At 38.5% G+C, this 26614-nt stretch carries 26 protein-coding genes and 1 pseudogene; 20 read left to right on the plus strand and 7 right to left on the minus strand.

Features of this window, described 5'->3' with window-relative positions; translation table 11 throughout:
- The first annotated feature begins 12 nt into the window (after positions 1–12).
- The 12 genes and pseudogenes from AB669_RS19370 to AB669_RS19430 all read left to right on the plus strand — a co-directional run bounded on the left by AB669_RS19370 (position 13) and on the right by AB669_RS19430 (position 9684).
- Positions 13–342: a helix-turn-helix transcriptional regulator gene (locus AB669_RS19370; protein WP_047801009.1), complete on the plus strand. Its 330-nt coding sequence runs from the start codon at positions 13–15 to the stop codon at positions 340–342.
- A 48-nt stretch (positions 343–390) separates the two neighbouring features.
- Positions 391–861 carry a DUF6428 family protein gene (locus AB669_RS19375; RefSeq protein ID WP_047801010.1) on the plus strand — a complete coding sequence of 157 codons (471 nt, stop codon included), beginning with the start codon at positions 391–393 and terminating at the stop codon, positions 859–861.
- Positions 862–921: 60 nt separating this feature from the next.
- Entirely contained in the window at positions 922–1341 is a 420-nt protein-coding gene (locus AB669_RS19380; RefSeq protein ID WP_047801011.1) for an arsenate reductase ArsC, read from the plus strand.
- 4 nt (positions 1342–1345) lie between these two features.
- Positions 1346–2431 (plus strand): ACR3 family arsenite efflux transporter, encoded by a 1086-nt coding sequence (gene arsB, locus AB669_RS19385; RefSeq protein ID WP_047801012.1) that lies wholly within the window; start codon positions 1346–1348, stop codon positions 2429–2431.
- 89 nt (positions 2432–2520) lie between these two features.
- Positions 2521–2658: pseudogene (locus tag AB669_RS22605) on the plus strand (YfcE family phosphodiesterase); the annotation flags it as partial.
- Between the two features lie 75 nt (positions 2659–2733).
- On the plus strand, positions 2734–3006 hold the full coding sequence (locus AB669_RS19390) for a hypothetical protein (protein WP_047801013.1): 273 nt from the start codon (positions 2734–2736) through the stop codon (positions 3004–3006).
- 1510 nt (positions 3007–4516) lie between these two features.
- Complete coding sequence (locus AB669_RS19400; protein WP_047801015.1) at positions 4517–5731, plus strand: hypothetical protein; 1215 nt, start codon at positions 4517–4519, stop codon at positions 5729–5731.
- A 46-nt stretch (positions 5732–5777) separates the two neighbouring features.
- Entirely contained in the window at positions 5778–6539 is a 762-nt protein-coding gene (locus tag AB669_RS19405) for a hypothetical protein (protein WP_047801016.1), read from the plus strand.
- A gap of 578 nt (positions 6540–7117) precedes the next feature.
- On the plus strand, positions 7118–7471 hold the full coding sequence (locus AB669_RS19410) for a hypothetical protein (RefSeq protein ID WP_047801017.1): 354 nt from the start codon (positions 7118–7120) through the stop codon (positions 7469–7471).
- A gap of 594 nt (positions 7472–8065) precedes the next feature.
- The gene (locus tag AB669_RS19420; protein ID WP_047801019.1) at positions 8066–8803 is read left to right on the plus strand and encodes an SOS response-associated peptidase; all 738 of its coding nucleotides are present in this window, start codon (positions 8066–8068) and stop codon (positions 8801–8803) included.
- Positions 8804–8806: 3 nt separating this feature from the next.
- Positions 8807–9022 carry a hypothetical protein gene (locus AB669_RS19425; RefSeq protein ID WP_047801020.1) on the plus strand — a complete coding sequence of 72 codons (216 nt, stop codon included), beginning with the start codon at positions 8807–8809 and terminating at the stop codon, positions 9020–9022.
- A 116-nt stretch (positions 9023–9138) separates the two neighbouring features.
- The gene (locus AB669_RS19430) at positions 9139–9684 is read left to right on the plus strand and encodes a hypothetical protein (RefSeq protein ID WP_053058502.1); all 546 of its coding nucleotides are present in this window, start codon (positions 9139–9141) and stop codon (positions 9682–9684) included.
- A gap of 381 nt (positions 9685–10065) precedes the next feature.
- On the opposite strand, the gene AB669_RS19440 is transcribed toward AB669_RS19430, so the two are convergent.
- The 4 genes from AB669_RS19440 to AB669_RS19455 all read right to left on the minus strand — a co-directional run bounded on the left by AB669_RS19440 (position 10066) and on the right by AB669_RS19455 (position 13211).
- A complete protein-coding gene (locus tag AB669_RS19440; RefSeq protein ID WP_197082445.1) occupies positions 10066–11040 on the minus strand; it encodes a histidine kinase in 975 nt (324 codons plus the stop codon).
- Positions 11041–11311: 271 nt separating this feature from the next.
- Positions 11312–12052, minus strand: a complete 741-nt coding sequence (locus AB669_RS19445; RefSeq protein ID WP_047801024.1) for a LytTR family DNA-binding domain-containing protein — start codon at positions 12050–12052, stop codon at positions 11312–11314.
- A gap of 6 nt (positions 12053–12058) precedes the next feature.
- On the minus strand, positions 12059–12487 hold the full coding sequence (locus tag AB669_RS19450) for a response regulator (RefSeq protein ID WP_053058489.1): 429 nt from the start codon (positions 12485–12487) through the stop codon (positions 12059–12061).
- 163 nt (positions 12488–12650) lie between these two features.
- Positions 12651–13211 (minus strand): hypothetical protein, encoded by a 561-nt coding sequence (locus tag AB669_RS19455; protein ID WP_047801025.1) that lies wholly within the window; start codon positions 13209–13211, stop codon positions 12651–12653.
- Between the two features lie 551 nt (positions 13212–13762).
- Here AB669_RS19455 and AB669_RS19460 point away from each other — a divergent pair.
- Genes AB669_RS19460 through AB669_RS19470 form a run of 3 tightly spaced genes read left to right on the plus strand, consistent with a single transcriptional unit; the run spans position 13763 to position 18877 of the window.
- Positions 13763–14359, plus strand: a complete 597-nt coding sequence (locus AB669_RS19460) for a TlpA disulfide reductase family protein (protein ID WP_047801026.1) — start codon at positions 13763–13765, stop codon at positions 14357–14359.
- Positions 14356–17523: a SusC/RagA family TonB-linked outer membrane protein gene (locus AB669_RS19465; protein WP_047801027.1), complete on the plus strand. Its 3168-nt coding sequence runs from the start codon at positions 14356–14358 to the stop codon at positions 17521–17523. Before AB669_RS19460 ends, AB669_RS19465 begins: the two co-directional genes overlap by 4 nt.
- Position 17524: 1 nt before the next feature.
- Positions 17525–18877 carry a RagB/SusD family nutrient uptake outer membrane protein gene (locus AB669_RS19470; RefSeq protein WP_047801028.1) on the plus strand — a complete coding sequence of 451 codons (1353 nt, stop codon included), beginning with the start codon at positions 17525–17527 and terminating at the stop codon, positions 18875–18877.
- A gap of 41 nt (positions 18878–18918) precedes the next feature.
- Here AB669_RS19470 and AB669_RS19475 read toward each other — a convergent pair whose 3' ends face one another.
- Positions 18919–19248 carry a hypothetical protein gene (locus AB669_RS19475; RefSeq protein WP_047801029.1) on the minus strand — a complete coding sequence of 110 codons (330 nt, stop codon included), beginning with the start codon at positions 19246–19248 and terminating at the stop codon, positions 18919–18921.
- A 136-nt stretch (positions 19249–19384) separates the two neighbouring features.
- Entirely contained in the window at positions 19385–19822 is a 438-nt protein-coding gene (locus tag AB669_RS19480; protein ID WP_047801030.1) for a MauE/DoxX family redox-associated membrane protein, read from the minus strand.
- 113 nt (positions 19823–19935) lie between these two features.
- Here AB669_RS19480 and AB669_RS19485 point away from each other — a divergent pair, with 113 nt between their 5' ends.
- The gene (locus AB669_RS19485; protein WP_047801031.1) at positions 19936–20175 is read left to right on the plus strand and encodes a hypothetical protein; all 240 of its coding nucleotides are present in this window, start codon (positions 19936–19938) and stop codon (positions 20173–20175) included.
- Positions 20176–20192: 17 nt separating this feature from the next.
- Here the strand turns inward: AB669_RS19485 and AB669_RS19490 are convergent, their stop codons facing one another.
- A complete protein-coding gene (locus AB669_RS19490; protein WP_156166802.1) occupies positions 20193–21026 on the minus strand; it encodes a hypothetical protein in 834 nt (277 codons plus the stop codon).
- A gap of 517 nt (positions 21027–21543) precedes the next feature.
- On the opposite strand from AB669_RS19490, the gene AB669_RS19495 reads away from it, so the two are divergent.
- The 4 genes from AB669_RS19495 to AB669_RS19510 all read left to right on the plus strand — a co-directional run bounded on the left by AB669_RS19495 (position 21544) and on the right by AB669_RS19510 (position 26599).
- Complete coding sequence (locus AB669_RS19495; RefSeq protein WP_047801033.1) at positions 21544–22188, plus strand: DUF6266 family protein; 645 nt, start codon at positions 21544–21546, stop codon at positions 22186–22188.
- Positions 22185–23357 carry a hypothetical protein gene (locus AB669_RS19500; protein ID WP_047801034.1) on the plus strand — a complete coding sequence of 391 codons (1173 nt, stop codon included), beginning with the start codon at positions 22185–22187 and terminating at the stop codon, positions 23355–23357. Before AB669_RS19495 ends, AB669_RS19500 begins: the two co-directional genes overlap by 4 nt.
- 691 nt (positions 23358–24048) lie before the next feature.
- Positions 24049–25680, plus strand: a complete 1632-nt coding sequence (locus AB669_RS19505) for a P-loop NTPase fold protein (RefSeq protein WP_197082446.1) — start codon at positions 24049–24051, stop codon at positions 25678–25680.
- On the plus strand, positions 25649–26599 hold the full coding sequence (locus tag AB669_RS19510; protein WP_197082447.1) for a hypothetical protein: 951 nt from the start codon (positions 25649–25651) through the stop codon (positions 26597–26599). The genes AB669_RS19505 and AB669_RS19510 overlap by 32 nt, the downstream gene beginning before the upstream one ends.
- Positions 26600–26614: the final 15 nt, after the last annotated feature.

A 26614-nucleotide genomic window follows, 5' to 3' on the forward strand; every position in this document is an offset into this window, starting at 1 on the left:
CAATATATAATTATGGGACTTACCAGAACAGAAATTTTCAGCACCGAACAAAACCAACTGGCTACTTTATTTAAAGCATTAGCCCACCCTGCCCGTATTGCTATTTTGCAAAGGATCCTTAGTTCTAATACATGCATTTGTGGTGATCTGGTAGATGAACTTGGTCTTGCCCAGGCAACAATTTCACAGCATCTAAAAGAACTCAAAAATGCTGAAATCATCCAGGGTACAATTGAAGGAGTGAGTGTTTGTTACTGTATTAATCCGGTAACGTGGAAATCAATAGAAACTCAAATGAGTGCATTTCTAGGTGCTTATAAACAAGAGGCTAGCTGCTGTTAGCTTTTTTTAATCAAATCAATCGTTAAATTGCAATATTAAAATATCGTTATGAAACTATCAGAAATTAAAGAAATCCTGGCTAAAAAAGAAAGTGTTAATTTTCAGTTAGAGAATGGTCAGGTTGTGCCTGAACACTTTCATATTACAGAAGTGGGCGTGATCACTAAAGACTTTATAGACTGCGGTGGTACTGTGCGTCATGAAAAAGTCGCAAATTTCCAGCTTTGGGATGCCAATGATTTTGAGCACCGTTTAAAAGCAGGGAAATTATTGAACATCATTTCCCTATCAGAGCGGGTAATTGGCATGGAAGACCTTGATATAGAAGTAGAATACCAATCTGAGACCATTGGAAAATATGACCTTGCGTTTGATGGGGATAACTTTATTTTAATCTCTAAAACGACTGCTTGCCTGGCAATTGACAAATGCGGCATTCCTGAAAAGAAAGAAAAACTTGAAATGGTAAACCTAACAGGTGCTGCAAATGCATGCACTCCAGGTGGTGGCTGTTGCTAAATAAATGATCATGGGGATTAGGATTTTAGTTTCTTCGGTCAAACTTTAATTTAAAGAAAATTGAAAAACATATTAGTCCTGTGTACAGGAAATAGCTGCAGAAGCCAGCTTGCTGAAGGTTACCTGCGTCATTATGCAGAAGGTAAAGCCAATATTTATAGTGCAGGAATAGAAACCCATGGCGTAAATCCAAAAGCGGTTCAGGTAATGGCAGAAGACCACATTGATATTTCATCTCATACTTCCAATCATGTGGATGATTACCTGTCTATTCCTTTTGATGCAGTGATTACCGTGTGTGACAATGCAAATCAGGCTTGTCCCTATTTTCCCGGAAAGGTAGAGCGCTTTCACCAGAACTTTCCGGATCCTGCAAAAGCAAAAGGAACGCCAGAAGAAATCATGGACGAATTCAGAAGGGTTAGAAACCTGATTAAAGTTTATTCTGCTGATTTTATAAGCAAATATATTACGGGGTAATTATATGAGTGCAAATAATTGTGCCCCGGTGTCCGAAAGAAAAAAGCTTGGTTTCCTTGACCGGTATCTGACATTATGGATATTTATCTCCATGGTTCTTGGAGTGAGCATTGGTTATTTTGTGCCTTCATCATCTGATTTTATCAATTCCTTTTCCAGCGGCACCACCAACATTCCTTTAGCTACCGGACTGATTCTGATGATGTACCCTCCGCTTGTAAAGGTGAATTATGAAAAAATGGGTGAAGTATTCAAAGACATTAAAGTATTAAGCGTCTCGCTGGTACTAAACTGGGTAGTTGGGCCATTGTTGATGTTTTTCCTAGCCATCATCTTTTTAAAGGATTATCCTGAATATATGGTTGGACTAATTCTGATTGGACTTGCCAGGTGTATTGCCATGGTAGTGGTCTGGAATGAACTTGCCGAAGGAAACAGGGAATATGCAGCAGGACTAATTGCCTTGAACAGCATTTTCCAGGTCTTGCTATACAGTGTATTTGCCTATATTTTTATTACGGTACTGCCCCCTTATTTTGGATTAAAAGGATTAGAAATAAACATTACAATTGGCGAGATCGCCAAAAGTGTTGCGATTTATTTAGGTCTGCCTTTTGCGCTTGGAATTCTATCAAGATATGCAATAATTAGTCTAAAGGGAAAAGAATGGTTTAATGATGTTTTTGTACCCATGATTTCGCCCATTACCCTTATTTCTTTACTTTTCACTATTGTCATCATGTTCAGTTTAAAAGGAGAATTAATCGTTCACATACCCATAGATGTGGTTAGAATTGCTATTCCATTGGTCATTTACTTTTCCATCATGTTTGTCATGAGCTTCTTTGCAGGACGTTATTTTGGCGCAGACTATTCCAAGAGTGCTTCTATTGCATTTACCGCAACTGGAAATAATTTTGAATTGGCGATTGCAGTAGCTATTGGCGTTTTTGGAATTAATTCAGGTCAGGCATTTGCCGGAGTGATCGGCCCTTTGGTGGAAGTTCCGGCATTAATTGCCCTGGTGAATCTTGCTTTTTACTTCCGAAAGAAATATTATCCTTCCAAAACCATAGAAACAATACAATAATTAAAAATGCGCTTTTTCCGGATGTACATGCCAACCTTTCAGCTTTTAAGGCTATGCTGGAAGATCTGTACTAGCAGACGCCCGATGCTGTATACTTTCTTGGCGATCTGGTTGGTTACAACGTGTGGCCAAATGAAGTCATAGCTGAAATTCGCAGGCGAGGTATTGGTACCCTTGCCGGAAACCATGATTTAAAAGTAGAAAACCTGATCACTACGCATCGATAAGCACTGTAGATTGTTCATAAACTATTTTGCTTTTACTAAAAAAGTTAGCATACTTTGTGCTGTTAATTTAAAAGTATGTCATATCTTATCTCAATAAAGTTTATCGGTGCTTTTCCTGATGGAGATAAAGTTGTTGAAATATCTGCACCGAACGGAGGTGGTGGTAATTATCATTTAATGATAAACAACTTTTACTATGGCAGCATCATTAAGTACACTACAGGCTGGAAGGTGGTTTTTCAAAATTACAATCCCGATTACTGTGCGGGCGACCTGCAACCCCTCATTGATATCATCACAGAGTACGATACACAAATTGAAAAAAGGATAGTTAAAATGAATAAATAGATAGCAGTTTTATTTAACCAGGGTAGGGGATGGAATCATCAGCCAATTATATTTTAATGGAGATCTATAACTTCGATACGATAGTTTAGAAATCGGCGTTACTGCCGAAAGAGAAAACGAATATCACGTTAGCATTGATGGAAAATATATCGGCATCATGTACACCAGCTTTTTAAACGATTCACCTTTTATTCAGTGGCATACCGGCGACCTCATTTGTGATGAGCTGGTTCACAAAATTGGAGATATGATCATGTATTGTGACCGGTAAACTTCTTTTTGGTTTGTACTTTATTGGTGATTCCTAAGAAGGCTGTGTTACGAAATTGCCTTTAGGCTATCAATACTACTTAGATCGAGGCTATTATCCAAATATCTTATTGAACAAATTCCACTTCTTCTTAGCCCGTATAAACATCGTTTTAGCACCTTCGAATTCCATGATTAATCTATTATGATTTTCAACTTTAAATTTGGACTTTTCTTCCTTCGGATGTGAAGGTTGGTCAGAAATGATAATATCATCTTCTATTTTATAGACTAAGTTCATCCTTTTCAATCTATTGGCATTGATGATATCATAAATCAGTTTCCCATTTCCGTAAATGTCATTTTTACGTTGCCAATGCTATTTTTTGTAGGTTCGTCACTTTAGTCGCTGTTCCATACAACGATAAGTTCGTTATTCATATCATTTGATTTTATTTTTGAATATAGATATTGTGTTAATGTTTGCGAAAGGGGGGCATTAATCTGGAAACCAAGTTGGCTAATATTTGATGACCACCCTCACTCCAAAAACTTTCTATAACTTCTCACTTATTTAGAGGTACAGATTATTATTAACATCAAGTAGGGCTTTGTAATAATAATGTATTTCTGCTACCGCTTAGGATTTTGAAATATATTGTGCGTTAAGCTTTTGGGTAAGGATTAGGCAAATCGTAAAAAGGTATAAACACTTCTATAAACGGTAAAACGAAATTTCCAACAATAAAATAATAAAAACATATTAATCAGATAGTTACCACATGAACGTAAAAAACGAAAATTCCGAAAAAAATATTTTAGTGCAATTAAAGTGCGGTGTTGAGTGGTTTAAGCAGATTTTAATAGCGGATAAGGATAATTGGGTGCACACATGGGCGCCCTGGATAGAAAGGATAAGGACCTCGTTTTTAAGTAATTATTAAAAATAAGTGGAAATTTGGTTTTGAATTACTGGAAATTTCGTTTTGCCGTTTATATATTCAATATTAATCCCAATAAACAGAACCTTAATCGACTGTCTTAACGTAGCTAGCCAATTTATAGAGTGTTTTGTACATGTTCTGGATCGTAAAAAAATGGTCGGTTTATGCGGAAGGATTGAGCGCACCTGGAAGAACCCCCAACTGGTATTGCCATTCCATAGATGCAAAACCAAAAAAATGAATGGAGGTCTAAAGTTATTTTGAAATTAATATTGTTTTAATCTTTATTGATTTTCTTTGAAAAAAAATGCTCCAATATGAAAATCTTAAAATGGGAATTCAAAAGAAATCCCAACCGAGGCGCTTATCTAAGCCTATGTCTAATCGTTTGTGTATTATCGTTAGTAATTTATTCCTGTAAAAAGCAATTTGGCGATGATCAATTGTCAGAAAATGTTGAATCCAGGAAATTGTTAGCAGTTGCAAAAAAGTTGTATGCAACCAGAGAGGCATCTGTAAGTCCAACAAGTAAATTCCATTTGGATTGGGAAAATTATTTTGTAGAAGGCGACAGTATTTTGGTCGTTCAATCAAGGGGAATCAATAGCCTTGATCCCGATAAAATTAACAAGGACCATGCAGCTATGATCTCCGGAACAGTTTTTAGGTTTCGGGATGAGAATGTGGTGAACGTTCGAGTTTTGGAATTTTATGGTGAGTCCTCACTTGTAAAAAACAAGGGGCTGCATATCCTGGCAGGTTATGGTTCAGAAAGGGCAGATCAGTCGGATGTAAATGGTACTGTTTTTCAATATAGCCCCCGTCATCACCGAAGCATGGGTGGATATGTTATAAAAAATGGCAATATAGATCTGAACAATCGGGTGTATCAAAGAAAGTTAATCTCAAAATCTCTTGAAGGCGAGCGTACGGTGTTAGCCAAAACCTCCTCTTCGTGCGACCCCGTATACTTGATTGTCTATATCAAGCAAACAGGACAGATCATCTCTCAAACTTTTCTGTATAATTCCTGTGATGAAGAAGGTGATTCAAAAGATTCTGATATTGTTGTGTCTGTCGATCAGGATAATTCGAATGCTTGTTCTGAAGTTGGAGATGTCCTCAAAACTGAAAATGCAGGGGAAGCGAATTCAATTACCATAGAAGCTGAGAGTCCTACTAAACGGAAAGTCATTTTAAATTGGACTGTGATCAGAAACCCGGTGGGGTTTTGGGAATTCACGAGTACTGAAATTGGCCATCATGTAAAGGTTAACGGTGAGTGGAAATGGGATCAGGATGCTGGGATAGAGCATCTAAAGACCGGTCTTCAAGGAGTTACACCGGGCGCTGACATAAGCTTTGAACAATTTGTAATTGTGCCTGTAATGGGAATTTACTACTCCGGCGTTCAGGCTTTTTTTAATTATAAATCCGTTATACTTTGCGACGATAAATTAAATCCAATAAAAGGAGTAAATATGCCTCTAAAAATAAATTCGCCAGCATGGCATGTAAATGATGGATACTAAAAAATTGTCCAGAATACTTCGATCATTATTGGTATTCCTCGTTTTTATGTCTGCTTGTACACTTGTTAAGACGCAAAAAATAGATCACTTAACTGTTGTATTGAATATCGATATGTTAGATGCTACTACAAGAAAAATGTTCTACATGCATGATGATACAAGTATGATTTGCCGAATAAATAATACTGTTGTTTACCGACAGTCTGTGGAATTTACCCAGTACAATCAGAATGCATTGAAAAACGGAAGGATGGAATTTTCTGATGATAAAAGTAGTATTGATGAAAGAACAAATATTCACCGTTTCTTTATTTATAAGCTCGGAAGTGAGTTTGGTTTAGTATTTGAACCTCAGTCTCCACAATCAAAAGGAACACGGTTTAAGGTGGACTCATTATTAAAAGAAAACCCCGTTTTTGCTGGTGGGACGACTGAGCAGGATGATCGCAATAAACTGCTTTCAAAAAAAGTTACTAAAAACGGAAAGGTTATTGAAAAGTATGTCAATCCGGGAGTAGCAGACATCAACTTTCCTGATACTACTACATTTGAATTTGATAAACACTGGAAAAGTGAAATCGATTATAGCCTTTCAAAAACTTTGGATAAAAGTAGCGGTCAAAAGCTAACAAGGGTTAACCTGAGCTTCAAACCTGTACTTCAACAAACATTAACTGGAGGGCCATCTTTACCCAAACGCTCAATTGACATGAGGATTTTAAATAAAGCGATAAGCAAATCTGACCTGGATGAAATAATGAGTGTATTATCAAGGTTTAAAAAAAATGAAGGAAGCTTAAATCAGTGATAATTTCTTGTTTCGAAAACATCAACAATGGCCACTTTCTGCAAGTGGCCATTTTGTTTAATATGAATCAGAACAAAATCAGTACACACTCACTTTGAAGGCCTCGTTGAAATCAGCACTGTGTACCTTGAGGGCTATCGGCTATTGTTCTTTGAGAAAATTACTCCTGAAATTTATAAACAGCTTATATATAAACTGCAAAATGAAATTTCCAACACTAAAATAATAAAAACATATTAATCAGATAGTTACCACATTAACGTAAAAAACGAAAAGTCCGAAAAATACATTTTAGTACCATTTAAAGTGCCGTCTTGAGTGGTTTAAGCAGATTTTAATAGTGGATAATGATAAATGGGTGTACACATGGGCGCCCTGAATAGAATGGATAAGAACCTCGTTTTTAATTAATTATTAAAGATAAGTGGAATTTCGTTTTGCCGTTTATACTTCATCTATCTTATTTATAATAAGATATTATTTCCTATGCTAAAGGTTGCATCTAACTTTATTAATTTTATCTTTAACCGCCACCTTCGCCAAGCTGCAAACCCTTGATCACAATTATTTGGAACGATATGAATATTGACGATTTTTCCTTTCACGATTCACAGATAATAGAAGTTAGAGAAACTTCGGGGCAGACAATTGATTTTTTAATTCACTTCTGTACCGAGTGGAAGAATAATGTTTTCGAAAAAAGAATTTTAAGATTTAAAGACGTTATTTATTACAATATTGATGAAATCCCAGTTAGTGGACAACCTACAATTTTGGAAATAGTTAATTTTGGCCAGCTAACAAAAATATTTGGAACTGGTACAAATCAAATTGAAGTAGTGAGAAATAAAGTTGAAATGCAAACCACTTCTGGTATTAGAACGATTGAGTATTCTGAATGCGACTTAGTAATACCGCCCAACAACCAGTAAAGAATAAATCATAGCGACGGATTAAAATATCCTAAATGAAGAACGAACTTGTTATCTATTCCTTTCTCATCTTTACTCAAACAGAAAAATAATAATTGTGCATCTGCGACTCCTTTATTTTTCTATTTTCAAAAAATCAATATATTTGAGTAGTCCTTATTGCCTGTAGGGCAATCACATCCTATGTTTTATTACGCGTGAATCGTGCTGGTATGAAATATCATTTCATGATGGAGATAAAGTTGGTGAAGTGTGTGCACCTAATGGAGGTGGAGGTAATTATCATTTAACGATAAATAACTTTTACTATGGCAGCATCATTAAGTACAATACAGGCTGGAAGGTGGTTTTTCAAAATTACAATCCCGATTATTCTGCGGGCGACCTTCAACCGCTCATTGATATCTTAACAGAGTTCGACCCAGTTGAAAAAAAAAGGCTTGACATAAACAAATAGGTAGCCATGCTTAATTACCGGGTAGGGGCTGAACTCATATGCCAATTATTGAATTAGCCACGTTCAATCGGCCAATGAATATGTACTCAAGTCAGTAACCCATTGCTGGTTTATCCAAATATTTGTAATTTAGGTTTATGTGTTACAGAGCCACCCAAAAAAGCAAAACCTACGAGTACGCCGATTACTATAAGGCGCCGGTAATTGATGAGAAAGATTTACAAGATCAAATCTATTACCATGCCAATGGATTTTCGCATCCAAACCTTGTCGCCATAGCGGCCAAAGACGGCGCACGGCAAACCGAACGTATGCAGTGGGGCCTAATGCCGAACTGGAAAAAGCCACTGCCTGATATGGTGAAACTTTCAAACAATACGCTGAATGCGAAGAGCGAAACCGTATTTGAACTGGCTTCGTTCAAAGGTTCCATCATGACTAAAAGGTGTATTGTGCCCGTTGATGGCTTCTTTGAGTACAAGGACGTTAATAAAGATAAATTACCATACTTTATCCATCCCAAGGCACACCCTTATTTCAACCTGGCCTGCATCTATGCTTTTTATCAGAACCCTGAAGATAAAGAATGGATTAAATCATTTTCGATCCTGACCGCACCAGCAAATGAATTTATGGCCGATATCCATAACATCAAGTTAAGGCAGCCTGTAATCATTTCAAATGAGCAGATAGATTCCTGGCTAAACCCAACAACCAGTAAAGAGGAAATTATCCATTTAATGCAGCCATGTGATGATTCGAATTTTGCCGCCTATAGGGTAGATGTAGATTTAATTAAAACCGGAAATAAGCCAGAAGCTTTAGATCATGTAGATAATACCCCGGGAAGTAAAAGGGCTCCTCTTTTATTCTAATTAATGGAGATCTATAATTTCGATATCGATGGGTTAGAAATCGGGGTTACTGCCGAAAAGGAAAACGAATATCACGTTAGCATTGATGGAAAATATATTGGCATCATGTATACCAGCTTTTTAAACGATCCGCCTTTTATTCAGTGGTATACCGGCGATCTTATTTGTGATGATCTGGTTTATAGAATTGGCGAGGAGATCATGTATTGTGACCGGTAAAATCCCTATCTTCATACATTATCCCGGGATCCATTGGCCGGAAGTCGTGTAAAAACAACTAAAATTAAATATCAGCATAGACAATGGGCCTCCTTGAGAAAATATTCGGACGGAAAATGAACTGTAACAATGAAGACGAAAGTTTGCCTGCATTTTGGGATGACGATTATTGTCAAATTGAAATTGTTCCAAGACAAAATGTTGAACACATTGAAAACTCAATAAAGCAAATTGACGAATTCACAGCGAGCACAAGAACCGAATATGGGTTTACAGACATGTTTGTGAGAGAAGGTTTGCCATTCCCGACCATAAATAAAGAATTACGAACTGATAACTTTGAAAAATTACTTACTGAAAAAGGTTTTGAAAAAGCTACGAAGATTCGTTACAACGGATATACGATAATCCACTGCACAAAAACTACGTCAAACGCATATAGTTTACCTTGCTTCAGTTTCTTTTATGACTGCGATGACGATTTTATAAATAATATTTGGATTTCAATTTCTCATATTACTTCAAATGACCATTTTAATAGAATATTAGGAGCACTTTACGAATTAGGCGAAAGTTGCGAATTTGTTTTAATAGATTGGAATAGTTCAGCACTAGTTGATTTAGCTAATAAAAATCAAATCAATGCATATTTGGTGAGTTAACGGAAATCATAGAATATGTGACAAGCAATCGAGACAAATAAATTAGTCTTAATCAAATGTCCATTTATGATTACATTCTTTGCATTTTCCAAATTGAACTTTTATGTAAAAATATTTAAATGCAAATGCTAACCAAGATATCAATGCCAAGATTCCGGTAAGCGCCCAAAGACCAACCAATTCCGTTGTGCTTGCTAATATAATTGAAGTAATGAATAATATACCTGATATAATTAAACCCTTATATCTATAATTTTGGGTATCTGAAACAGTATAATAACTTCTGCAATTAGGACATTGCTTTTCTGGTTGCATATTGAGGATAATTTAGAATTCAAATATAGTAACTTTTATTTCAGCTGGCTCAAAAAGAATAGTTGATTATAAATCAATCACCACTCTCACCTCGAAAAACCGACCATCAGTCCAGGTCTCCATACTCGCTGTATCTCCATAGGTATAGGCTAGCCTTTGTTTCAAATTATCTAGTCCGCTACCGAACCCAGTGCTTACTTTCAGCACCTCAATCAAATTGTGTGTGGAGATAATGATTTTGTAATTTTTTAGTTCAACCTTTATAATGCCAGGATAGGAGGCATTGGACAAGTCACCGTGCTTAAACATGTTTTCAGCCAATGTCAATATCGAGAAAGGAATAACAGTCAAGTCAGCCGATACATCCGGATAGCTAAACTTAACATTCAGGTTTCTTTCTTCAAGTTGATTTAAACCGATAAAGCGTTCTACCTGTTTAATTTCCATTTGTAACGATACATTGATGTTTCGAGATAAAGCACCAAAGCTGTACTGCAGTAATTTACTCAGCGACAATATACGTTGAGCCACTTTAGGGGCCACGAGGTAGGTATCACGGTGCATGGCAGCAAAATTGTTGAAGACAAAGTGTGGCGTAATCTGTGAAACTAAGTTCCGGTTTCTCTCCTTAAGCAACTCATTCTCCATTCTGAGCTGATCCACTTCCTGTTGTAAAACCCTTTCTTTCAGTGTACTGCTTATGCGCTCTTCAGTTAACACCTGTTTATGGTTAGCATATGTAAAGCCATAGATAAGAAATAAGATGCATCGGTAAGCATTCTTAAGAAGAAACTGCACGATGTCTTCTTGAGGATGCGATAAAAGTTTTACCCAAACACCATAGCTGATGATCAGATACAAACACAGTATTTGTACTCCGATCCTAATGCTAGTCAGGTGTCTTCCAATTGCGTTACCTCGAAACCCCCATCGCTTCAGTAATTTATAATACAGATAGAACGTGATCAGATTTTCCAGGTAGTAGAAAATCAACTGATTTATAGATGGTACTTCCGTTTTGGCACCTAACGCCAGTATCATTAGCTCATAGGCTATATATGCGCTCCAGTAAAAAACATGAGTACTAAATCTTTTTAAATATTTTTTAACCACGGAAAACACAGTGTTCACCACGTTCATAAGCAGAATAAATTTTAATTATTGAAGTTGGATGAATGAAAAATAAAACATCTCCAAAACTCCAAAAAAGAGTCATTTTTACGTTCAAAAGTAAGGTGACTAAAGGATCTGAAACATCAGATCCGACCAGTTCAACCATTTTAACCATAACCACATCAGTGGTAACCAGAATTTAGATTCTGGTGGTTCTGAATGTACAGCTATCAATCATATCCATAATCTCTGTTTGATAGCAATCGCCAATGAGCGCGGTAAATTGGCCCATTCTTAACGTGTGCCCCTGGATGGAGGTGATGGAGTTAGCATTTACGATATAAGATTTGTGTGTTTGAATGAATTGGGGAAAGCGGCTCAAGCAAATCATCATTTCTTTTAAAGTATAATACGCTTTGAACTTTAGCTTCGTCGTTTGTATTTCTACATTATTGTTAGCGCCTTTAATAGAAATAATATCTTTAATACTAACTCTGTACCTTTCCGGGACTTTGGAATCTGTAACTTTCAAATAGAGATATTCATCAGTTTCTGCCGTAACTGTTTTTGAAGCCAAGTTGGCCTTCGCCCTATCTAATGCTAATGAAATATCCTCTAATTCAATGGGTTTACACAGGTAATTGTTTGCATGAACACTAAAGGCCTCCAGTGCATATCTGGGATGTGCAGTAGTGAAAATAATATAGTGATTCCTATGTATTACTTTCTCTGCTACTTGCAATCCTGATAAACCGGACATTTCGATATCAAGCAAAACGATCTGTTTGTCCGGACCATGAAGCAAATAATTTAGTCCCATGATTGCATTTGTAAAGCAGTTGTCTGCTTGTATTCCCGGTATTTCATTACATCGGCTTTTTAAGTAACTGACTTCAGCTATATTATCATCGATAATGGTGAGGTTTAAATTCGTTTCCATAAGAAGTTAATTGATAAGCCCCACACTCGTTTTACCAGTTTCGTATACCTCTCTTAAAGCCTGTGTTAGTTTTCCGCCTGTAATCGGTTTGTTCAAAAAAGCAACTGCGCCAGCGTCTCTGGCGGCATCAACATGGCATCGCTCCGTCTCTCCGGTTAAAATCACCACTTTACTTTCCGGCCAACGCTTCATGAGCTCGGCAGTGGCATGAATGCCATCCAGTTTGGGCATACACAAATCAGTCAAATAGATATCAGGTCTTTTCGGGCATTGCTTTGCCACGCGGAGCAGTTGATCACCATCGCGGACAGCGAAATCAACAACAAATCCGTTTTCTTCAAGTATTTCAACGATACTTTTTAATTGCCAATACTCATCTTCTGCATAGCCGATGGTAATCGGATGCATAGATTCGGTAGAAGGTTCTTTACTCATGATTAATAGATTTAACAGTTACTAAAAGCTGCTTAAATCATGGGATGAACTACAACAAAGGAGATAATGCTAATTTAATAAATATAATAATTTCAATCAAAAAAACTTGGGTAAAATGGAGCAAGATATAGAAGGCAGGGGTATATTATTTTTGTCGATGATTTTAAACGTCTTTCTTATCATTGTCAATGATTTTTAGATCAGGCGATTTTGCTTTATAAATATTTACCTTCAGTCCTTTTATTATTTTAGTTCCTGCAACTTCGAAAAGGTCCTTGTTTCTAGCGATTCCTGTAGAGATATATTTACTTTGAAATGCCCATCCCTTTTCTAAGAATGCCTGTTTCATCTCACCTGTAGTTAGTCCAACTTTCTCAAAAACAGAATTTCCCGCTAAACCAAATCTAAGTGCATGCGTAATGGATGGCCTTAACTCTAGCACCGCGGCATAATTATAATTTTTGCTGTGAATCGAAGCTAGTATTTCACGATATTCACTTTCTATTTCTATTGGGCCTTCATTTAATTCATTTATGGTTACTAAGAAAAATGCAGCCGCTTTATTTATTTCGTCGATTCCGAATTCTGCCTTTCCGTTTCTGATTAATCTTAATTGCTTATCAGAAATTTCGATAATATAAACAAAGGCAAGATCGGTCAGGCCTGAGTGTTCCAATAAATCGAATATGTTAGCGGTGATTATTCTGAGATTTAGATTCTGCATCGCGCTAATCTCAAATCGCTATCGACCTCAAAAACGGTAATTAATTTCTTTTTTTGAAGTTTTGTTATTATATTCGTTTATTGTAACTAATTAACGGTTAGAATAGTAACAGGTAGAGCATAAATCATCCGCGCATCCCAGCGAACAACCTATTACTCATAAGTTCATCCCAAAAAATCGCCAGTGTAATTGGCATTTAAATGAATGTCATTTAAGTCACTTTATGCTTTCGTATGGAAGTTTAAAATGCTTGAAAGGCACTGTAGAAATATGCTGAATAGGACGGTTAATAGCCTTTCTTACAACAAACGCACTCGCGTGTAGGAACCTATTTAGTTTTAACGATTTGAAAAAAGAACTAAACCAAACTAACTATATTATGAGAATTCGTGTATTTTTCCATTTCAACAGGCTCTACGCAATGAAGCCCCGTCAGCCCGAATAACTGCATTGCAAGGCAGGCAGATCATGTTATGTAATTCTATCTTCGGGTCATACTGACCTGCCTTGTTTTTTCTTTTTCGATCCTAAACTTTTTTAAATACAACCAAATGCGAAAAAATATACTTTTCAGCGCAGTGGCATCGCTATGCCTAAATTTTTTGCTCATACATCAGCTTCACGCTCAGAGTCTTGAACATAATAAATCGGTCGAATCCTATCATGTAGGTGATAAATTGCCGGAATCCTTTTGGAAACAGCAGCATCAGTTCTACCAAAATGGGATAGCCACAACGGAAAAATTGGAAGCTTATAGAGGGAAATTCCTCTTGCTCGATTTCTGGGCTAGCTGGTGTTCTACCTGCCTGCAAAAATGGCCTGCTTTGGATAGCGCTCAAAGCGAATTTCCTGGCCAACTTCGAACTATACTGGTAAACGAAAAACGAAATGGTGATGATCTCAGCAAAGTGAAGTCAAAACTTGATGTATTTATGGTCGCCGGAAAGCCTAATTCCCTGATTACAATATACGCTGACAGTTTGTTAGGAGAACAGTTTCCTCACCGACTAATACCGCATTACATCTGGATTTCGGCAAATGGAGAGGTACTCGCTATTACAGGAACCGATTTTGCTAACAAACAGTTCATTCAGCAAATACTTCAGAGTCAAACAATTCGAACCAAAAAACAAAAGCATACAAAATGAAAAATATATTATTAGCGCTTTGCCTTTTTTTCATCATTCAATATTCGAACGCACAATTGGTAACAGGCCGAGTTGTAGATTCAATAGATAAGAAGCCATTGGGTGGGGTAAACATTCGGCTAGGTGATAGAAATACGGTTACCGATATTTTAGGTAATTTTTCACTAAAGGCTTCAAAAAGCATGAATGTTATCACGGCAAGCCTGCTGGGATACAAATTTTATAGTCAATCCATCAAAACATCCGGTACACCGCCAATAATCATCGAAATGGTTATCGATAGCAGGCAACTCGAAGAGGTTACGATCGTGAACACAGGATACCAACAGTTAAGCAAAGAAAAATTAACAGGCAGTTTTACAACAGTAGATAACCGAACATTTAACCTTCAAACCGGGCCGAATATCATTGAGCGGTTGGAAGGAGTAACATCATCATTAAGTGTGGATAGAACAACTAATGGGGCTAGTCTGCTGGTGAGGGGGCTTAGCAGTTTACAAAGTGACCGGAGCCCGCTAATTGTGCTTGATAATTTTCCTTACGAAGGAAGCCTAGAAAACCTGAATCCTGGTGATGTAGAAAATATCACTGTATTAAAAGATGCTGCGGCTACCTCAATTTGGGGTGCCAGGGCAGGGAATGGGGTAATTGTAATTACGACTAAAAAAGGGAAATATAACGATGCCCTGGCAGCTACTGTCCAGGTAAATTACAGCCTTTTTTCTAAACCCACACTTGCTTATAAGCGACTGATGGATAGCCGCGATTTCATTGCTGTCGAACGTATGCTTTTTACGCAGGGATACTACAGCAGCCAGGAATCATCTTCTGAAAAGCTTCCTTTTTCTGAAGCAGTAGAATTGCTTATTGCACAGCGTGATAATAAAATTACTTCAGCGGCGATGGAATCTGGCCTGAGCCGCCTTGGAAACCAATCTATGGCAGAAAATTACATCAACAGCTTTTATACGCAGGCGGTCAACCGGCAGTACAATTTTTCGCTTGCCAAAGGTAATCAGGAAAGCAGGTGGCAGGCCTTTGGCGGGTTTGATGATAATGTTGATGCACTTGGTGCTACAGGCAAAAGAATTAATATGAAAGTGGAAAATGGTTTGAAGATTGGTAAATCTCTTGAACTTACTTTAGGTATACAACTAACACACTCCATTGACAACAGCGGACGAACCGCTTTTAATAGCCTTATTTCTGGATCAGGTTATTTGCCACCTTACACACAATTTGCAGATGCACAGGGTAATGCTCTGGCTGTGATTCATGATTACCGGGCGTCGGCCATCAGCGCTTTGAACGCGCCTCTTCTGGATTGGAATTACTATCCGTTAACAGATGGCGACTATTCTTTTAGCCGCACAAAGCTGAATGACATTCTTGGTAATGCCAGATTAGTTTATCAGCTTCCTTTTGGGTTTAAACTTTCTGCAAGTTATCAGTATCAAAATCAGCACACTGGTTCTCAGGTCACTAATCAGCAGTCGAGCTATTTTATCAGGAATTTATTAAACCAAACCAGTTCGGTAAATAATGGGGTGGTAACTCAGAATTTGCCCAAAGGAGCCGTTATTGATGACCAGGATCAGGTTTTGGAAGTAAATAATCTGCGCAGCCAGATGGACTATAACAAGTATTTCGATAAGCTGTCGGTAACGGCAATTGCCGGATTTGAAATGAGACAGGCTGCAACACAGGGGCATAGCAATAGGGCATATGGAGTTAATGAAAGCAGTATGCTTACCACTGGTGTAGATTATAATACTTATTACACCAATCCTCTAACTGGTAATTTTATGACTATTCCTTACCTTAATGAGTTTACTGGTCTTAACAATCGTTACCTTTCCTTTTATGGAAATGGAGCACTAGGTTGGAATGAGCGCTATTACCTTACTGGAAGCCTGAGACGCGACGCCTCCAATCTTTTCGGGGTGAGTACCAATAATAAATGGAACCCGCTTTGGTCGATTGGGGGAGCATGGCTGATTACCCAGGAAGAATGGATGAAGAGCGATTTAATCAATTTTGCCAAATTGCGTTTAAGTTACGGAAAGACCGGAAATGCTAATGCCAGATTATCGGCTGTAACTACGATCGTTGCTAGCGGTATTAACCCGTATACCCAAACCACATACTCGGGTTTTTCGAACTATGCCAATCCGGATTTGCGTTGGGAAAAAGTAGCCACGTTGAATATGGGTGCAGATCTGAAATTGTTTAATAACAGGCTTGGTATAAACCTGGATTACTATATTAAAAAATCTACCGACCTGATCAGTTCCGAACTGATTGATTATTCGGCAGGAGTGGGCGCGAGAATTACGCGAAATACAGCAGCTATCAGTAGTAGGGGCCTGGACGTTGAGATCACGAGCACAAACGTTAATGGGAAATTGCAATGGCAAAGTTCGGCCTATCTGAACTACTACAGTGATCGGGTAGATAAATATTACCTCTCGAGTACTAATGCGTCAAATTATGTAAACGGAAATCTCTCCATCTCAGGGATTGTAGGGATGCCGGTTTATGCTATCTACGCGTATAAGTGGGCGGGATTAAATCCATCCAATGGTAATCCGGTTGGTTATTTGAACGGCCAGCTAAGTGAGAATTATGGTACGATTATGGGATCATCAGCTACGATCAATGATTTACAGTATGTCGGCCCTGCTTTCCCGGTATTTAATATGGCATTTGGCAACACTTTCAACTTTAAGCATGTTGAACTTGATTTCAGGATTACCGGCAAGTTTGGCTATTACACCCGCCGGCCTTCATTAAGTTATACCAATTTATATAGTGCAAGGGCAGGTGATTCAGAATACAACAATCGTTGGCAAAAGCCTGGCGATGAAGCACACACAGTTGTGCCATCACAGGTTTACCCTTCATCATCCGCGAGAGATGCGTTCTACGGCTCATCTGAAGCCACCGTAATCAGCGGCGATCATATCCGGTTGCAATACATTGCGTTGGGTTACCGCTTTGCCCGGCAAACAAGCTCGTGGCTGCCTTTTAAAGAAGCTAATGTTCGGCTGATTGCATCTAACATCGGTATTTTGTGGCGAGGTAATAGTTTCCGTGTCGACCCTGATTATCCTACTGAACCACCATTAAAAACTTATTCTGTAAATCTCAAACTCAACTTTTAAGATGAAAAACCATAGCTATTTATTAGGATTGCTATTGCTTTTGCAAGCAATGTCGTGTAAGAAATATTTAGAAGAAAAGCCAAGTATAAAACTTGGGGTGCCCACTAGCGTTGAAGATTACCAATCGCTACTTGATCAGTATAATGTAATGAGCGATCGTGATGCATCATCTGGTGAAGCCAGTGCGGGTGAATTTTACCTCACCGATGCTGATTATAATGCACGGGATGAAGAAGACCGTCGAATGTACACCTGGCAAAATAGCAGGGTTTACAAAGCAGGTGGAAATGAATGGGGGTATACATATTCTTCAATTTATAGTGCTAATTCAGTTATCGAGGCATGGGAAGCTCTACCAGATACAGATAAACAGAGTTTGAAATGGAGAGACGTAGCAGGACAGGCATTCCTCATCAGGGCGAAATGTTATTTAACATTAGCTACTATCTGGTGTAAAGCATACGATCCAAATACATCAGCAAATTTACCCGGCATCCCGCTTCGTTTAAACACTAATTTCAGCGAAGTTTCAATAAGAGCAAGCCTTGAGGCGAGTTACAGTCAGGTAATCACTGACTTGAAAAAGTCAGTCACTTTGCTGCCTATCACGCCACTGCATGTGGTGAGGGCCTCAAAACCTGCTGCATATGGTTTACTTGCGAGGACATACCTATGGATGCGACAATACGAAAATTGTAGGCTGTATGCAGACTCTTGCCTGATGCTGAAAAAGGATCTTATTAATTTTAATACCCTTACTGCGAGTGCAACATATCCGGTGAGTCAGTTCAATACTGAAGTGATTATGGCAAATAAGATGGGGGTTATAGTTCCCATATTGAGTCCTTCAAGAGCTAGGGTAAATCCAGAAGTTTATGCGCTTTATGACAATAATGACCTACGTAAAACTATTTTCTTCAAGATAGCTAGTGGCATAACCACATTCAAAGGCAGCTATGCGGGTTCGGGTGCGTTATTCTGTGGAGTAGCTACTGACGAAGTGTATCTCATGCGGGCAGAAAGCCGATGTCGGTCGGGTAATATTAATGGTGCCTTAGCAGATTTAAATTTACTGCTTTCCAATCGCTATAAAACCGGAACATTCACGATATACAATTCGACGGATCAAGCACAATTGCTTAACATAATTGTCAAAGAGAGGCGGAAGGAGTTATTTGGTAGGGGCTTGCGATGGCCGGATATGAAAAGATTAAATGAGGAGGGAGCAGGTATTTCACTGAGCCGAATAATTGCAGGAACAATTTACAGTCTCCCTGCAAAAAGTTCACGGTTTGCCATGCCGATACCAGAAGATATACTTCAGCTATCCGGTATTTTTCAAAACAGCTATTAAAACAAGCGGCCGTATCCTGGATACGGCCGCATGATGCAGGTTTACTGTTCTGCTTTGTGGCTAATCACTTTACCCGAATCATCCATGTCACTGGCTGTTGGGTTAGCGGTTAGATAAGCACTCAAGTTCGCATACTCACTACTATCAAACTGAAGTAAACAAGGAATGTCATCGCCGCCACAACCCGATGGGTTGCTCACGTTAGACACATCTGTCCAGTTTGATGGATTATTAATCCCGGTTTCTGTATTTAAGTTATACCGGAATTTAAGCGTAGTGAATTTTTCACTTGGAGTAAACGCATTCAAAGTAACCACCAGGCCGAATCCAATGAGGATTGCTAAGCCTGCTTTTAAATTGAAGCTTTTCATCGCTATAATAATTGATGTTAAACAATACCTGTAAGGTATACAGGCTATTATTTATGGTTCCTTGGCAACCAGCCATAAACAATATTACTTATCGCATTAAAGGTGAAAGTGGTTGTTGGCTTTCGTTTAATCGGGACTATGCCGAAACCTCCTTTCGCTTAAAGCTTAGCCAAGTTCTAAAGGAAGGAGGAACTGGGCAAGCCAGATAAAACAATAGATGGCTAGGCCATCCGATTGATTGCAATACACTCCTGCGTAAGCGGAGTTTTTTGGTGTGATCATGTAATGGGATAAATGAATGATATACAATGAATAACAATAGGATCAAAATAGAAGATAGCACGCCGAACTTCCTGCTGCTTCCGGATCTGAAAAAAGCAGCAGTAAAAAGTTCGACACCATAAAGCATAAAGTTAAGTAGTTCGGCCGCTCTCTTACCGAATACCTGTTTATGCATTTGGTTTTTAAATCCATGAAAATCTGACAGTTTCGATATGGCCATATCATCCCTGAGCCAAACCAGTACGGCGCTGATTAGCTGGGTTGATAGGTCATATGTTAATCTTTTTTTCATGATTTAGAACGATTGGTTATGATCGTTGATGTAAAGGTAGTATGAAATGGAAGGGCAATAAAGTTGCTGAAGGAGCAACCTTCAGCAACCGATGCCTTTAAAGACCCTGGAACATGGAAAATAATTCAAAAAAAAATTATGCAATTTTAAATTTGCCTATAAAGGAACTTGCGTTTAGCGAAAACTTTAAATTAAGATCGAAGTTAATGGGCTTCTTTTGCCTGAATGATATCTTGAGTTGTGATCTCAGGAAATTGCATGAGAGGGAGGATTATTCTGAACGCTTTTATTACGAATTCATCAGGTTTCTTACTGACAATGATTTAAGCCATGCATTACCAATGGGTGAGTAGTTAAGATTGCCCTGGATTTATTTTAACTTTTTATCTATAAAGCCCAGGATCTCTCTGAATATATCAGCCAGGCTCTCAAATACGTTATCAAATACTTCATAGAAACGGTTATGAACACTGTGTTCAGATATTTTTTTTCCATCACTCGTTCTGAAATTTTTTACAATAAATAAATGTACCGCCCGGGGACTTTCTGGGGTAATTATTTTCATGTCAATTAGAAGTTTAGCCAGTACTGCCAATTGCTGAACCGTCAGGATTGTTTTGAAAGCTCCAAAATCTAAACTGTTAAAATCGCCTTCAATAATGCCCGTGGTATCATTAATGTGTTGCACTTCGGCTTCTATCCAACGAAGTATTACGGAAAATAAATCTTCCATGGAAGGAAAGAAGGCCTTGTTATCATTTGCCTGGTGCTGCTGGATATCTCTTCGGAAGCTATAAAGTAAATAGAGCTGATCAACCCTGGAAGTTTCGGAATAAGTTTCACTCTTTATGAAGTCGCATATTAATTGATAAATGAAAGGGTGATTGAAGTTGATGCTGATCAGGTAGTTACGTATTTCAAACTCGTGGGGTTTTGTTCCCAGCTGCACGATACAATCAATTAAATTTCGGGTTTGCGATTCCAGAGCCTGCCCGCGCTGTAAACTAATTGGTTGGGGATAATCCATCATGTTTTCAATCGCTCTTTGATAAGCGTCGTAGAAATGATCGCTGTATCCCCGGTCTACTAAGGCCTGTTTCAGGGCATCCAAGGTTCCCTCACTAATTACGATTGAATTACTTTGGCCAAAGTCTGGCTCATCAGCATTGTTTTGTTGAGCAGATAACATATTAAGTTTTTTCACCAATTTAAATCAAACCAAACACTACTTCGCCACGCCCGTGATGAAACTGCTAAAATGCGTGGTGAAATTTCCGTTTGTTATTCGCTAGCTGCAGGACTGATTGTCTGAATAGCAGGGTTGCAACTACAGTAACCTTCAGCAACTTGATTTATGATTCGGCTAATGTTTTATTTGTATCGTCATCAGGCATGTATTGCCTCATGATATCCCTACTGCCTCTCAGGCGATTTTATTTAACATTTAAATTTTACGCTATGCAAAAAAGATTTTACTGGCGCCAGAGAGCGCCTTAGGTTTCCTAGTAGATTGGTAGTACCGTCGCACTTAACTTGCTTGGGTTTTCCTTGCACATTGTATGCATATTCCTTGCGTATTGTTTGGGTAAATGCAGCGAAAACGGGGTCAAAGTGCTCAAAAACCCCCTTTTTGCTTAGAAAATCCCCTTAAACCTACCACCAAGGCACTTTTTTTAATTCAAATTTCAATTAATCATTAACAAACTTTAATCATTACAATTATGGCAAAACTTAAAAAAGGAATCATGGGACCATTGTCTGGAAAAATTGGCCCTGTAGTAGGGTCAAGCTGGAGGGGTGTGGATTACATCCGGTCGGCTCCTATCATTAAAGATCCTATGTATGGCAAATCTGAAAAACAGATTGCACATCAACAGAAATTCAAGTTCATGACAAGGTTTCTCGAACCTTTTCATCCGTATGTGGCTATTGGTTTTTATAAACCTAACTTGCAAAACATTGAACTTAACGTTGCCTTCAGCTATAACTTTGAAGAGGCGCTTTTGGGCATCAATCCAGATTTCGAGATTGATTATAGTAAGTTTTCCATTAGCAGGGGCATTCAGTCGGGCTTAACTGATCTGGAATTTTCTTGGGTTTCAGCAAGTGAAGTTTTGTTGACATGGAAGAATGAGTCTGGTTACCATGCCCGGTACGATGATCAGGTGATGCTGGCAATTTATGCACCAGCAATTCACGCCGTTACCGGTTCTGTAATTGCCGCGCAGAGGCGGGACGGAAGGATTAGTTATACCTTACCCGATAAATTTGTGGACAAGGTATTGGAGGTATATGTGGGGGTGGTTACATCCATCCGTAAGAAAAGCAGTAACAGCCAGTATCTCGGCAGAAAGGAGTTTCTATGAGAGCAATTTTATCTAAATTAAAGGCTTTCGTGAAAGAGGTTCGTTCGGGCGCGGAGCCAGCAACCAGCAATTCGGAAACTATTTTTGATGGATTCACCATTCAGCTTCAGGCACATGAACTTGCATTTTATGACGAAGTGGATGGACTAATTTGCAGCAAGCAAAGGGGGGAGAGAGTTCAACGTAAAATGCTACAATATCAGCAGCATTGCACGATGTTTATGGATCAATTGTTTTATAAAATAAAGGATGATGGTCAAACAACTGAGCGCAATGATGTCATGAAAAGTTTGAGCAGGATGATTGATTATCTGAAAAACAATTATCCTCATTACTTCTCAATGGATGGGTTAGTTCCTTTGATCGAACTGGAGGATAGATTGATCAATCTTAAAAGTCAACATCAGGTTTTGTTTGCCGGCCTGCGCAAGCGAAAGGTAAATGAAGAAATTGAAAAGATATTCAGCACTTTTTATAACGGGCAGTTTTCAAGGAAAAAAGTGAGTTACCGTGAACTGGATTATCTGGAAAAGATGCAAGCTTCGCTGATCAAATTCCTTCATCAGGTAAGCAATTCGCCTTTGGAGCGTTTGCTGGTGGGGCACCTCATTTACCTCAATTTTAACCATCGCAGCTTCACTGCCTGTGTGGCCGAATTGATGCAGAATGAAGCCAGTCAAAAGCAGAACGAAAAAGAACAATACCGTTTCTGGTGTGCACTTGAACGTGATCTGAACAGCTTTGAAGATGTGAATTTGATGGGTTTCTACCCAGGCAGCCTAAGCGCGCGGATGCAGTTATTAAATTTTGTAAATGCCGAGATTGTTTACTTTCATCGAAAGGCGGATGCCACGCCTACAAAGGCAGCATTGCCTGGTGTTGTCGAAAGCAGTTTCCGTGTGAAAATTGCTTTATCTACGGCAGGGCTGGCTTACCTGATTAGGTTATTCATTGAAACAGCTGTTGTAGAAGCTAATCCGAGGTCAGCGCTATTGCGGTTTATTTGCAGGCATGTTGAAACAGCTGGGATAGGGGACGAGTTGATTTCTGCCAATAGTTTGGGCACGAAGTATAAGCAGGTGGTGCAGAGTACGGCGTTGGTGGTGTATCGGTTGCTGAAGCGGATGGTGCGGGCGGTTGAGGTGCAGTTTCCAGGGGTGGTGGGGTAGGGATTTTCCACCTAAGACCTGAGGTGGGTTGAGAGTTTTTTTTCGGGCGGCGAAGGCCGCCCGAAAAAAAAATTAACGTATCTATATTATGTGATTAGCTATTGGGATTTCTATAAGGTTCGAGCTCGTCAGTCACTCCTGATCGACAAAAGGATCGATAATTTTTATTCATTTTTCTCTGGAATTTTTATTTATCAAATTGTTAACCACTATATCAGTTGGACTGCCGCTATCTAGATCGCTCAGGGGGTCATTAACTTGAGTGAATGGGGAGAGCTTATTAATCAAAGGAGTAGTTTTTTGCAATAAGGATGTGTACATGCACTTCATCAACAGATTACTATTGCGTAATCGCAAGCCTGGCAGGCTGTAATGGGAAGTTAGATAGTGATGAGTTTTTTTTGCATCACTCAGATTTATCAAGCAATTTCCCTAAATTTACAATCCAAACGCCTCAACAATGAAATACAGCAATTTTTCATTCCAGTATCACGAAAAAGAAGTCAGCAAGTCAAGAAATATATTTTTTCTTCTAGTTATATTTTTTTTTATTTGCATCACTGGACCTTATCTTTATACAATCTTCGATCAATACGTCGTTACAAAAATAATCGGGAAAATATATCAGTCTCACCTCAACAGACTTCAGATCTGTCTTTCTGTGGGTATTTTTATTTCGGCCATAATTGCAATGATTTATTGCTGGGTATTCACCCGCTATGTGACAAAGGCCTCTTATATTTTTTTACTGTTTTTTCCTTCAGCACTTTATCTTTATGAACGGACCAGTAATTTGCACTACAATTTTACCAAACTATTCCGGCCAAGTCCAATATTCGATATCAATCTTCTTGACATCCCGTTAGTTCTTTACATTTTTGGCGCAGCAATCTTGCTTTGTAACCGCTATTGTAAGGAGATTGTGGCAAGTAAAGAGAATGACTTACTTTTCGATGTCCCACTGGAAGATGTTCGTCTAGATAGGTTCGAAAGGGAACAAGTTTACCAGACCTTGATTAATCAGATAAGTGCTATTCAGTCCAGCGTAGACAAAAGTTTCAATATTGGTATTGTCAATAAATGGGGAGAGGGTAAAACTTCATTTCTGCGTTTTCTGGAAAAACAACTCGATAATGATCGGGAGAATACGATCATTATCAAATTTAATGCATGGTCGACCCCCAGATCAGCCAACATGACAAGTGATTTCTTTAAAACTATGGATGAGGGGCTCTCCAAATATTTAAATACAGGATCTTTACTCCGTGAGTATGCGAACGGAATTAAAGAGGTAGATAGTGTGATGAATCCAATTAAGTATTTACCGAAAAAGTGGATTGAAGAACCTTCCACAATAGAATACTTTAACCAGATCGGAGCCCTTTTAGAAAAACTGAAAAAACGTGTATTCATCTTTATTGACGATATCGACAGGCTAGACACCGAAGAGGTATTTGAAGTGCTCCGTCTCATCCGCAACTCAGCGAATTTTCCTTACATTATTTTTGTGGTGCCCTTCGATAAGGAATATGTGCTGCACGCACTTACGCAAACACACATTTACACACCTAAAGAATACATTAAAAAGATTTTTGATCTGGAGATTTCGCTGACTCCAATATTTGACACTTATCTTCAGCCACTTTTCATCGAGATCATGGAAAATTTTATCGAAGAAAAACTAATCAGGGCGAATCGAGAAGATAGAAATCACTTAATCAATCAGATCAAATCTATTTTTCAGAATATTGGATTTTCTAATCAACGGGGTAGTAAATATAGTTCAATAAGGGAAAACCTATTTAAGATTCTGCGTAACAAACGGGATATCATCCGCTTTACCAATAGTGTAAAACTTTCACTTAAAGAAAACTTTAATAAGCTTTATCTTCCAGATTTATTAATCATAGAATTGATTAAATATGAGGATTTGCCTGTTTACCGCAAGCTTTTTGAAAGCAGGCGTTATTTTTATACCAAAAGTGATGGGACTAGGAAAGTCTTGGAACTCTATACGGGAGATAAAGAACAGGCTACGCCATTACTGAATTTTTTGGGGTTTGACAATGAAATGGAAATCCTAATTCGTGAAAATGACCCTGAAAATGATCTACAACGCGAGAAAAAAAAGGAAAAATTTACAGCTGAGCCCGTTATTGAGCCTACGCTTATCAGTCTGATCAAAGCGCTTTTCAGCCCACCGGAAAAAAGTGATTATCATGAAAATCTATCTATTTATTACGAAATCAATTTTTTAAATTACATCCAATTTGGTGATGGCAACATTGCTTATGAGGATCTCGAAAACTTACTCAATGGATAAGGAAACAGTTATACGCTACATTGAAAACGGATTAGAAACCGAGTTGCTCGACAAGCTCGACTCATTTGCCGTATCCGCCCTTGATAAACGCTTCTGGAATTTGGTAGGTATATTGGTGATCCTTCAGGAAAAGGCAAAGATCGACTGGTATCAGCCCAATCAGGCACTTGTTAAACTTGTGGTCAATGCGCTTCCAGAATTATTAGAGGATGATCAAGAAAAGCTGACCACACTATTTGATACGTTGAGGAAAAATGCAGTTACTCCATATGTGCACCTCAGTTACTTCTGTCGTCAGTTTATTATTGGTATCGGGGACAAAGATCCCCAAATCGTCAACAGTGATCTAACGGCAGAATCTTATCAAATTTTCATCACCAAATTACAGAGTCTAAATCTCAGTTTGTTGAAAAGCTCCATAGCAGACGCGGATTCCGAGCATAATGACATTACCGGAATATTTTACCATAATGTGGATCGGTTAGTTGAGCATCGCCGGACGATCATTACGGATGGGGCGCTGGAGGTTTATCGGGAGTATATTAGCCAAAATCCGTATGCCTACCTGGAAAATTACATTAGGCCATACTGGACCGGGACCTCTGTTGGTTACGTGGATCATTATTATCACGTTCCGGAACCTTTCCAGGCACAGATCTTTAACGATAAATTTCCTTGGGAAGATTTTACTGAACTGGCAAGAATCAAAGACGTTTCCGTCGATCTGATCGAGGATTTGATTGCATTTCAAAAAGCTTATAACGATAGGCCAGTTGATACCAATGAAAGGACTGTTATTCTATTCAGCAATGAGATGAGTAATCTCAGCTACGGCATGCCTAGATCAATGGTTAAATTGCAGTCTACAGAGCATAAAGCTGTCCGTAAAGAATGTTTGCCTCCAGAATACAGTTGCTAAGCGTTTGGTTTTTGG

Origin of the sequence: Pedobacter sp. BMA, assembly GCF_001027745.1 — a bacterium.
Taxonomy (GTDB): Bacteria; Bacteroidota; Bacteroidia; order Sphingobacteriales; family Sphingobacteriaceae; genus Pedobacter.

What these genes read in the sequence shown, in the direction of transcription:
- AB669_RS19460 (WP_047801026.1), top strand. Translation starts at nt 13,763, where the DNA reads ATGCGAAAAAATATACTTTTCAGCGCAGTGGCATCGCTATGCCTAAAT.
- arsB (WP_047801012.1), top strand. Translation starts at nt 1,346, where the DNA reads ATGAGTGCAAATAATTGTGCCCCGGTGTCCGAAAGAAAAAAGCTTGGT.
- AB669_RS19455 (WP_047801025.1), bottom strand. Translation starts at nt 13,211, where the DNA reads ATGCAGAATCTAAATCTCAGAATAATCACCGCTAACATATTCGATTTA.
- AB669_RS19420 (WP_047801019.1), top strand. Translation starts at nt 8,066, where the DNA reads ATGTGTTACAGAGCCACCCAAAAAAGCAAAACCTACGAGTACGCCGAT.
- AB669_RS19475 (WP_047801029.1), bottom strand. Translation starts at nt 19,248, where the DNA reads ATGAAAAGCTTCAATTTAAAAGCAGGCTTAGCAATCCTCATTGGATTC.
- AB669_RS19390 (WP_047801013.1), top strand. Translation starts at nt 2,734, where the DNA reads ATGTCATATCTTATCTCAATAAAGTTTATCGGTGCTTTTCCTGATGGA.
- AB669_RS19405 (WP_047801016.1), top strand. Translation starts at nt 5,778, where the DNA reads ATGTCTGCTTGTACACTTGTTAAGACGCAAAAAATAGATCACTTAACT.
- AB669_RS19485 (WP_047801031.1), top strand. Translation starts at nt 19,936, where the DNA reads ATGGAAAATAATTCAAAAAAAAATTATGCAATTTTAAATTTGCCTATA.
- AB669_RS19450 (WP_053058489.1), bottom strand. Translation starts at nt 12,487, where the DNA reads ATGAGTAAAGAACCTTCTACCGAATCTATGCATCCGATTACCATCGGC.
- AB669_RS19410 (WP_047801017.1), top strand. Translation starts at nt 7,118, where the DNA reads ATGAATATTGACGATTTTTCCTTTCACGATTCACAGATAATAGAAGTT.
- AB669_RS19465 (WP_047801027.1), top strand. Translation starts at nt 14,356, where the DNA reads ATGAAAAATATATTATTAGCGCTTTGCCTTTTTTTCATCATTCAATAT.
- AB669_RS19510 (WP_197082447.1), top strand. Translation starts at nt 25,649, where the DNA reads ATGAGGATCTCGAAAACTTACTCAATGGATAAGGAAACAGTTATACGC.
- AB669_RS19500 (WP_047801034.1), top strand. Translation starts at nt 22,185, where the DNA reads ATGAGAGCAATTTTATCTAAATTAAAGGCTTTCGTGAAAGAGGTTCGT.
- AB669_RS19480 (WP_047801030.1), bottom strand. Translation starts at nt 19,822, where the DNA reads ATGAAAAAAAGATTAACATATGACCTATCAACCCAGCTAATCAGCGCC.
- AB669_RS19505 (WP_197082446.1), top strand. Translation starts at nt 24,049, where the DNA reads ATGATTTATTGCTGGGTATTCACCCGCTATGTGACAAAGGCCTCTTAT.
- AB669_RS19445 (WP_047801024.1), bottom strand. Translation starts at nt 12,052, where the DNA reads ATGGAAACGAATTTAAACCTCACCATTATCGATGATAATATAGCTGAA.
- AB669_RS19495 (WP_047801033.1), top strand. Translation starts at nt 21,544, where the DNA reads ATGGCAAAACTTAAAAAAGGAATCATGGGACCATTGTCTGGAAAAATT.
- AB669_RS19425 (WP_047801020.1), top strand. Translation starts at nt 8,807, where the DNA reads ATGGAGATCTATAATTTCGATATCGATGGGTTAGAAATCGGGGTTACT.
- AB669_RS19470 (WP_047801028.1), top strand. Translation starts at nt 17,525, where the DNA reads ATGAAAAACCATAGCTATTTATTAGGATTGCTATTGCTTTTGCAAGCA.
- AB669_RS19375 (WP_047801010.1), top strand. Translation starts at nt 391, where the DNA reads ATGAAACTATCAGAAATTAAAGAAATCCTGGCTAAAAAAGAAAGTGTT.
- AB669_RS19440 (WP_197082445.1), bottom strand. Translation starts at nt 11,040, where the DNA reads ATGATACTGGCGTTAGGTGCCAAAACGGAAGTACCATCTATAAATCAG.
- AB669_RS19400 (WP_047801015.1), top strand. Translation starts at nt 4,517, where the DNA reads ATGAAAATCTTAAAATGGGAATTCAAAAGAAATCCCAACCGAGGCGCT.
- AB669_RS19370 (WP_047801009.1), top strand. Translation starts at nt 13, where the DNA reads ATGGGACTTACCAGAACAGAAATTTTCAGCACCGAACAAAACCAACTG.
- AB669_RS19430 (WP_053058502.1), top strand. Translation starts at nt 9,139, where the DNA reads ATGAACTGTAACAATGAAGACGAAAGTTTGCCTGCATTTTGGGATGAC.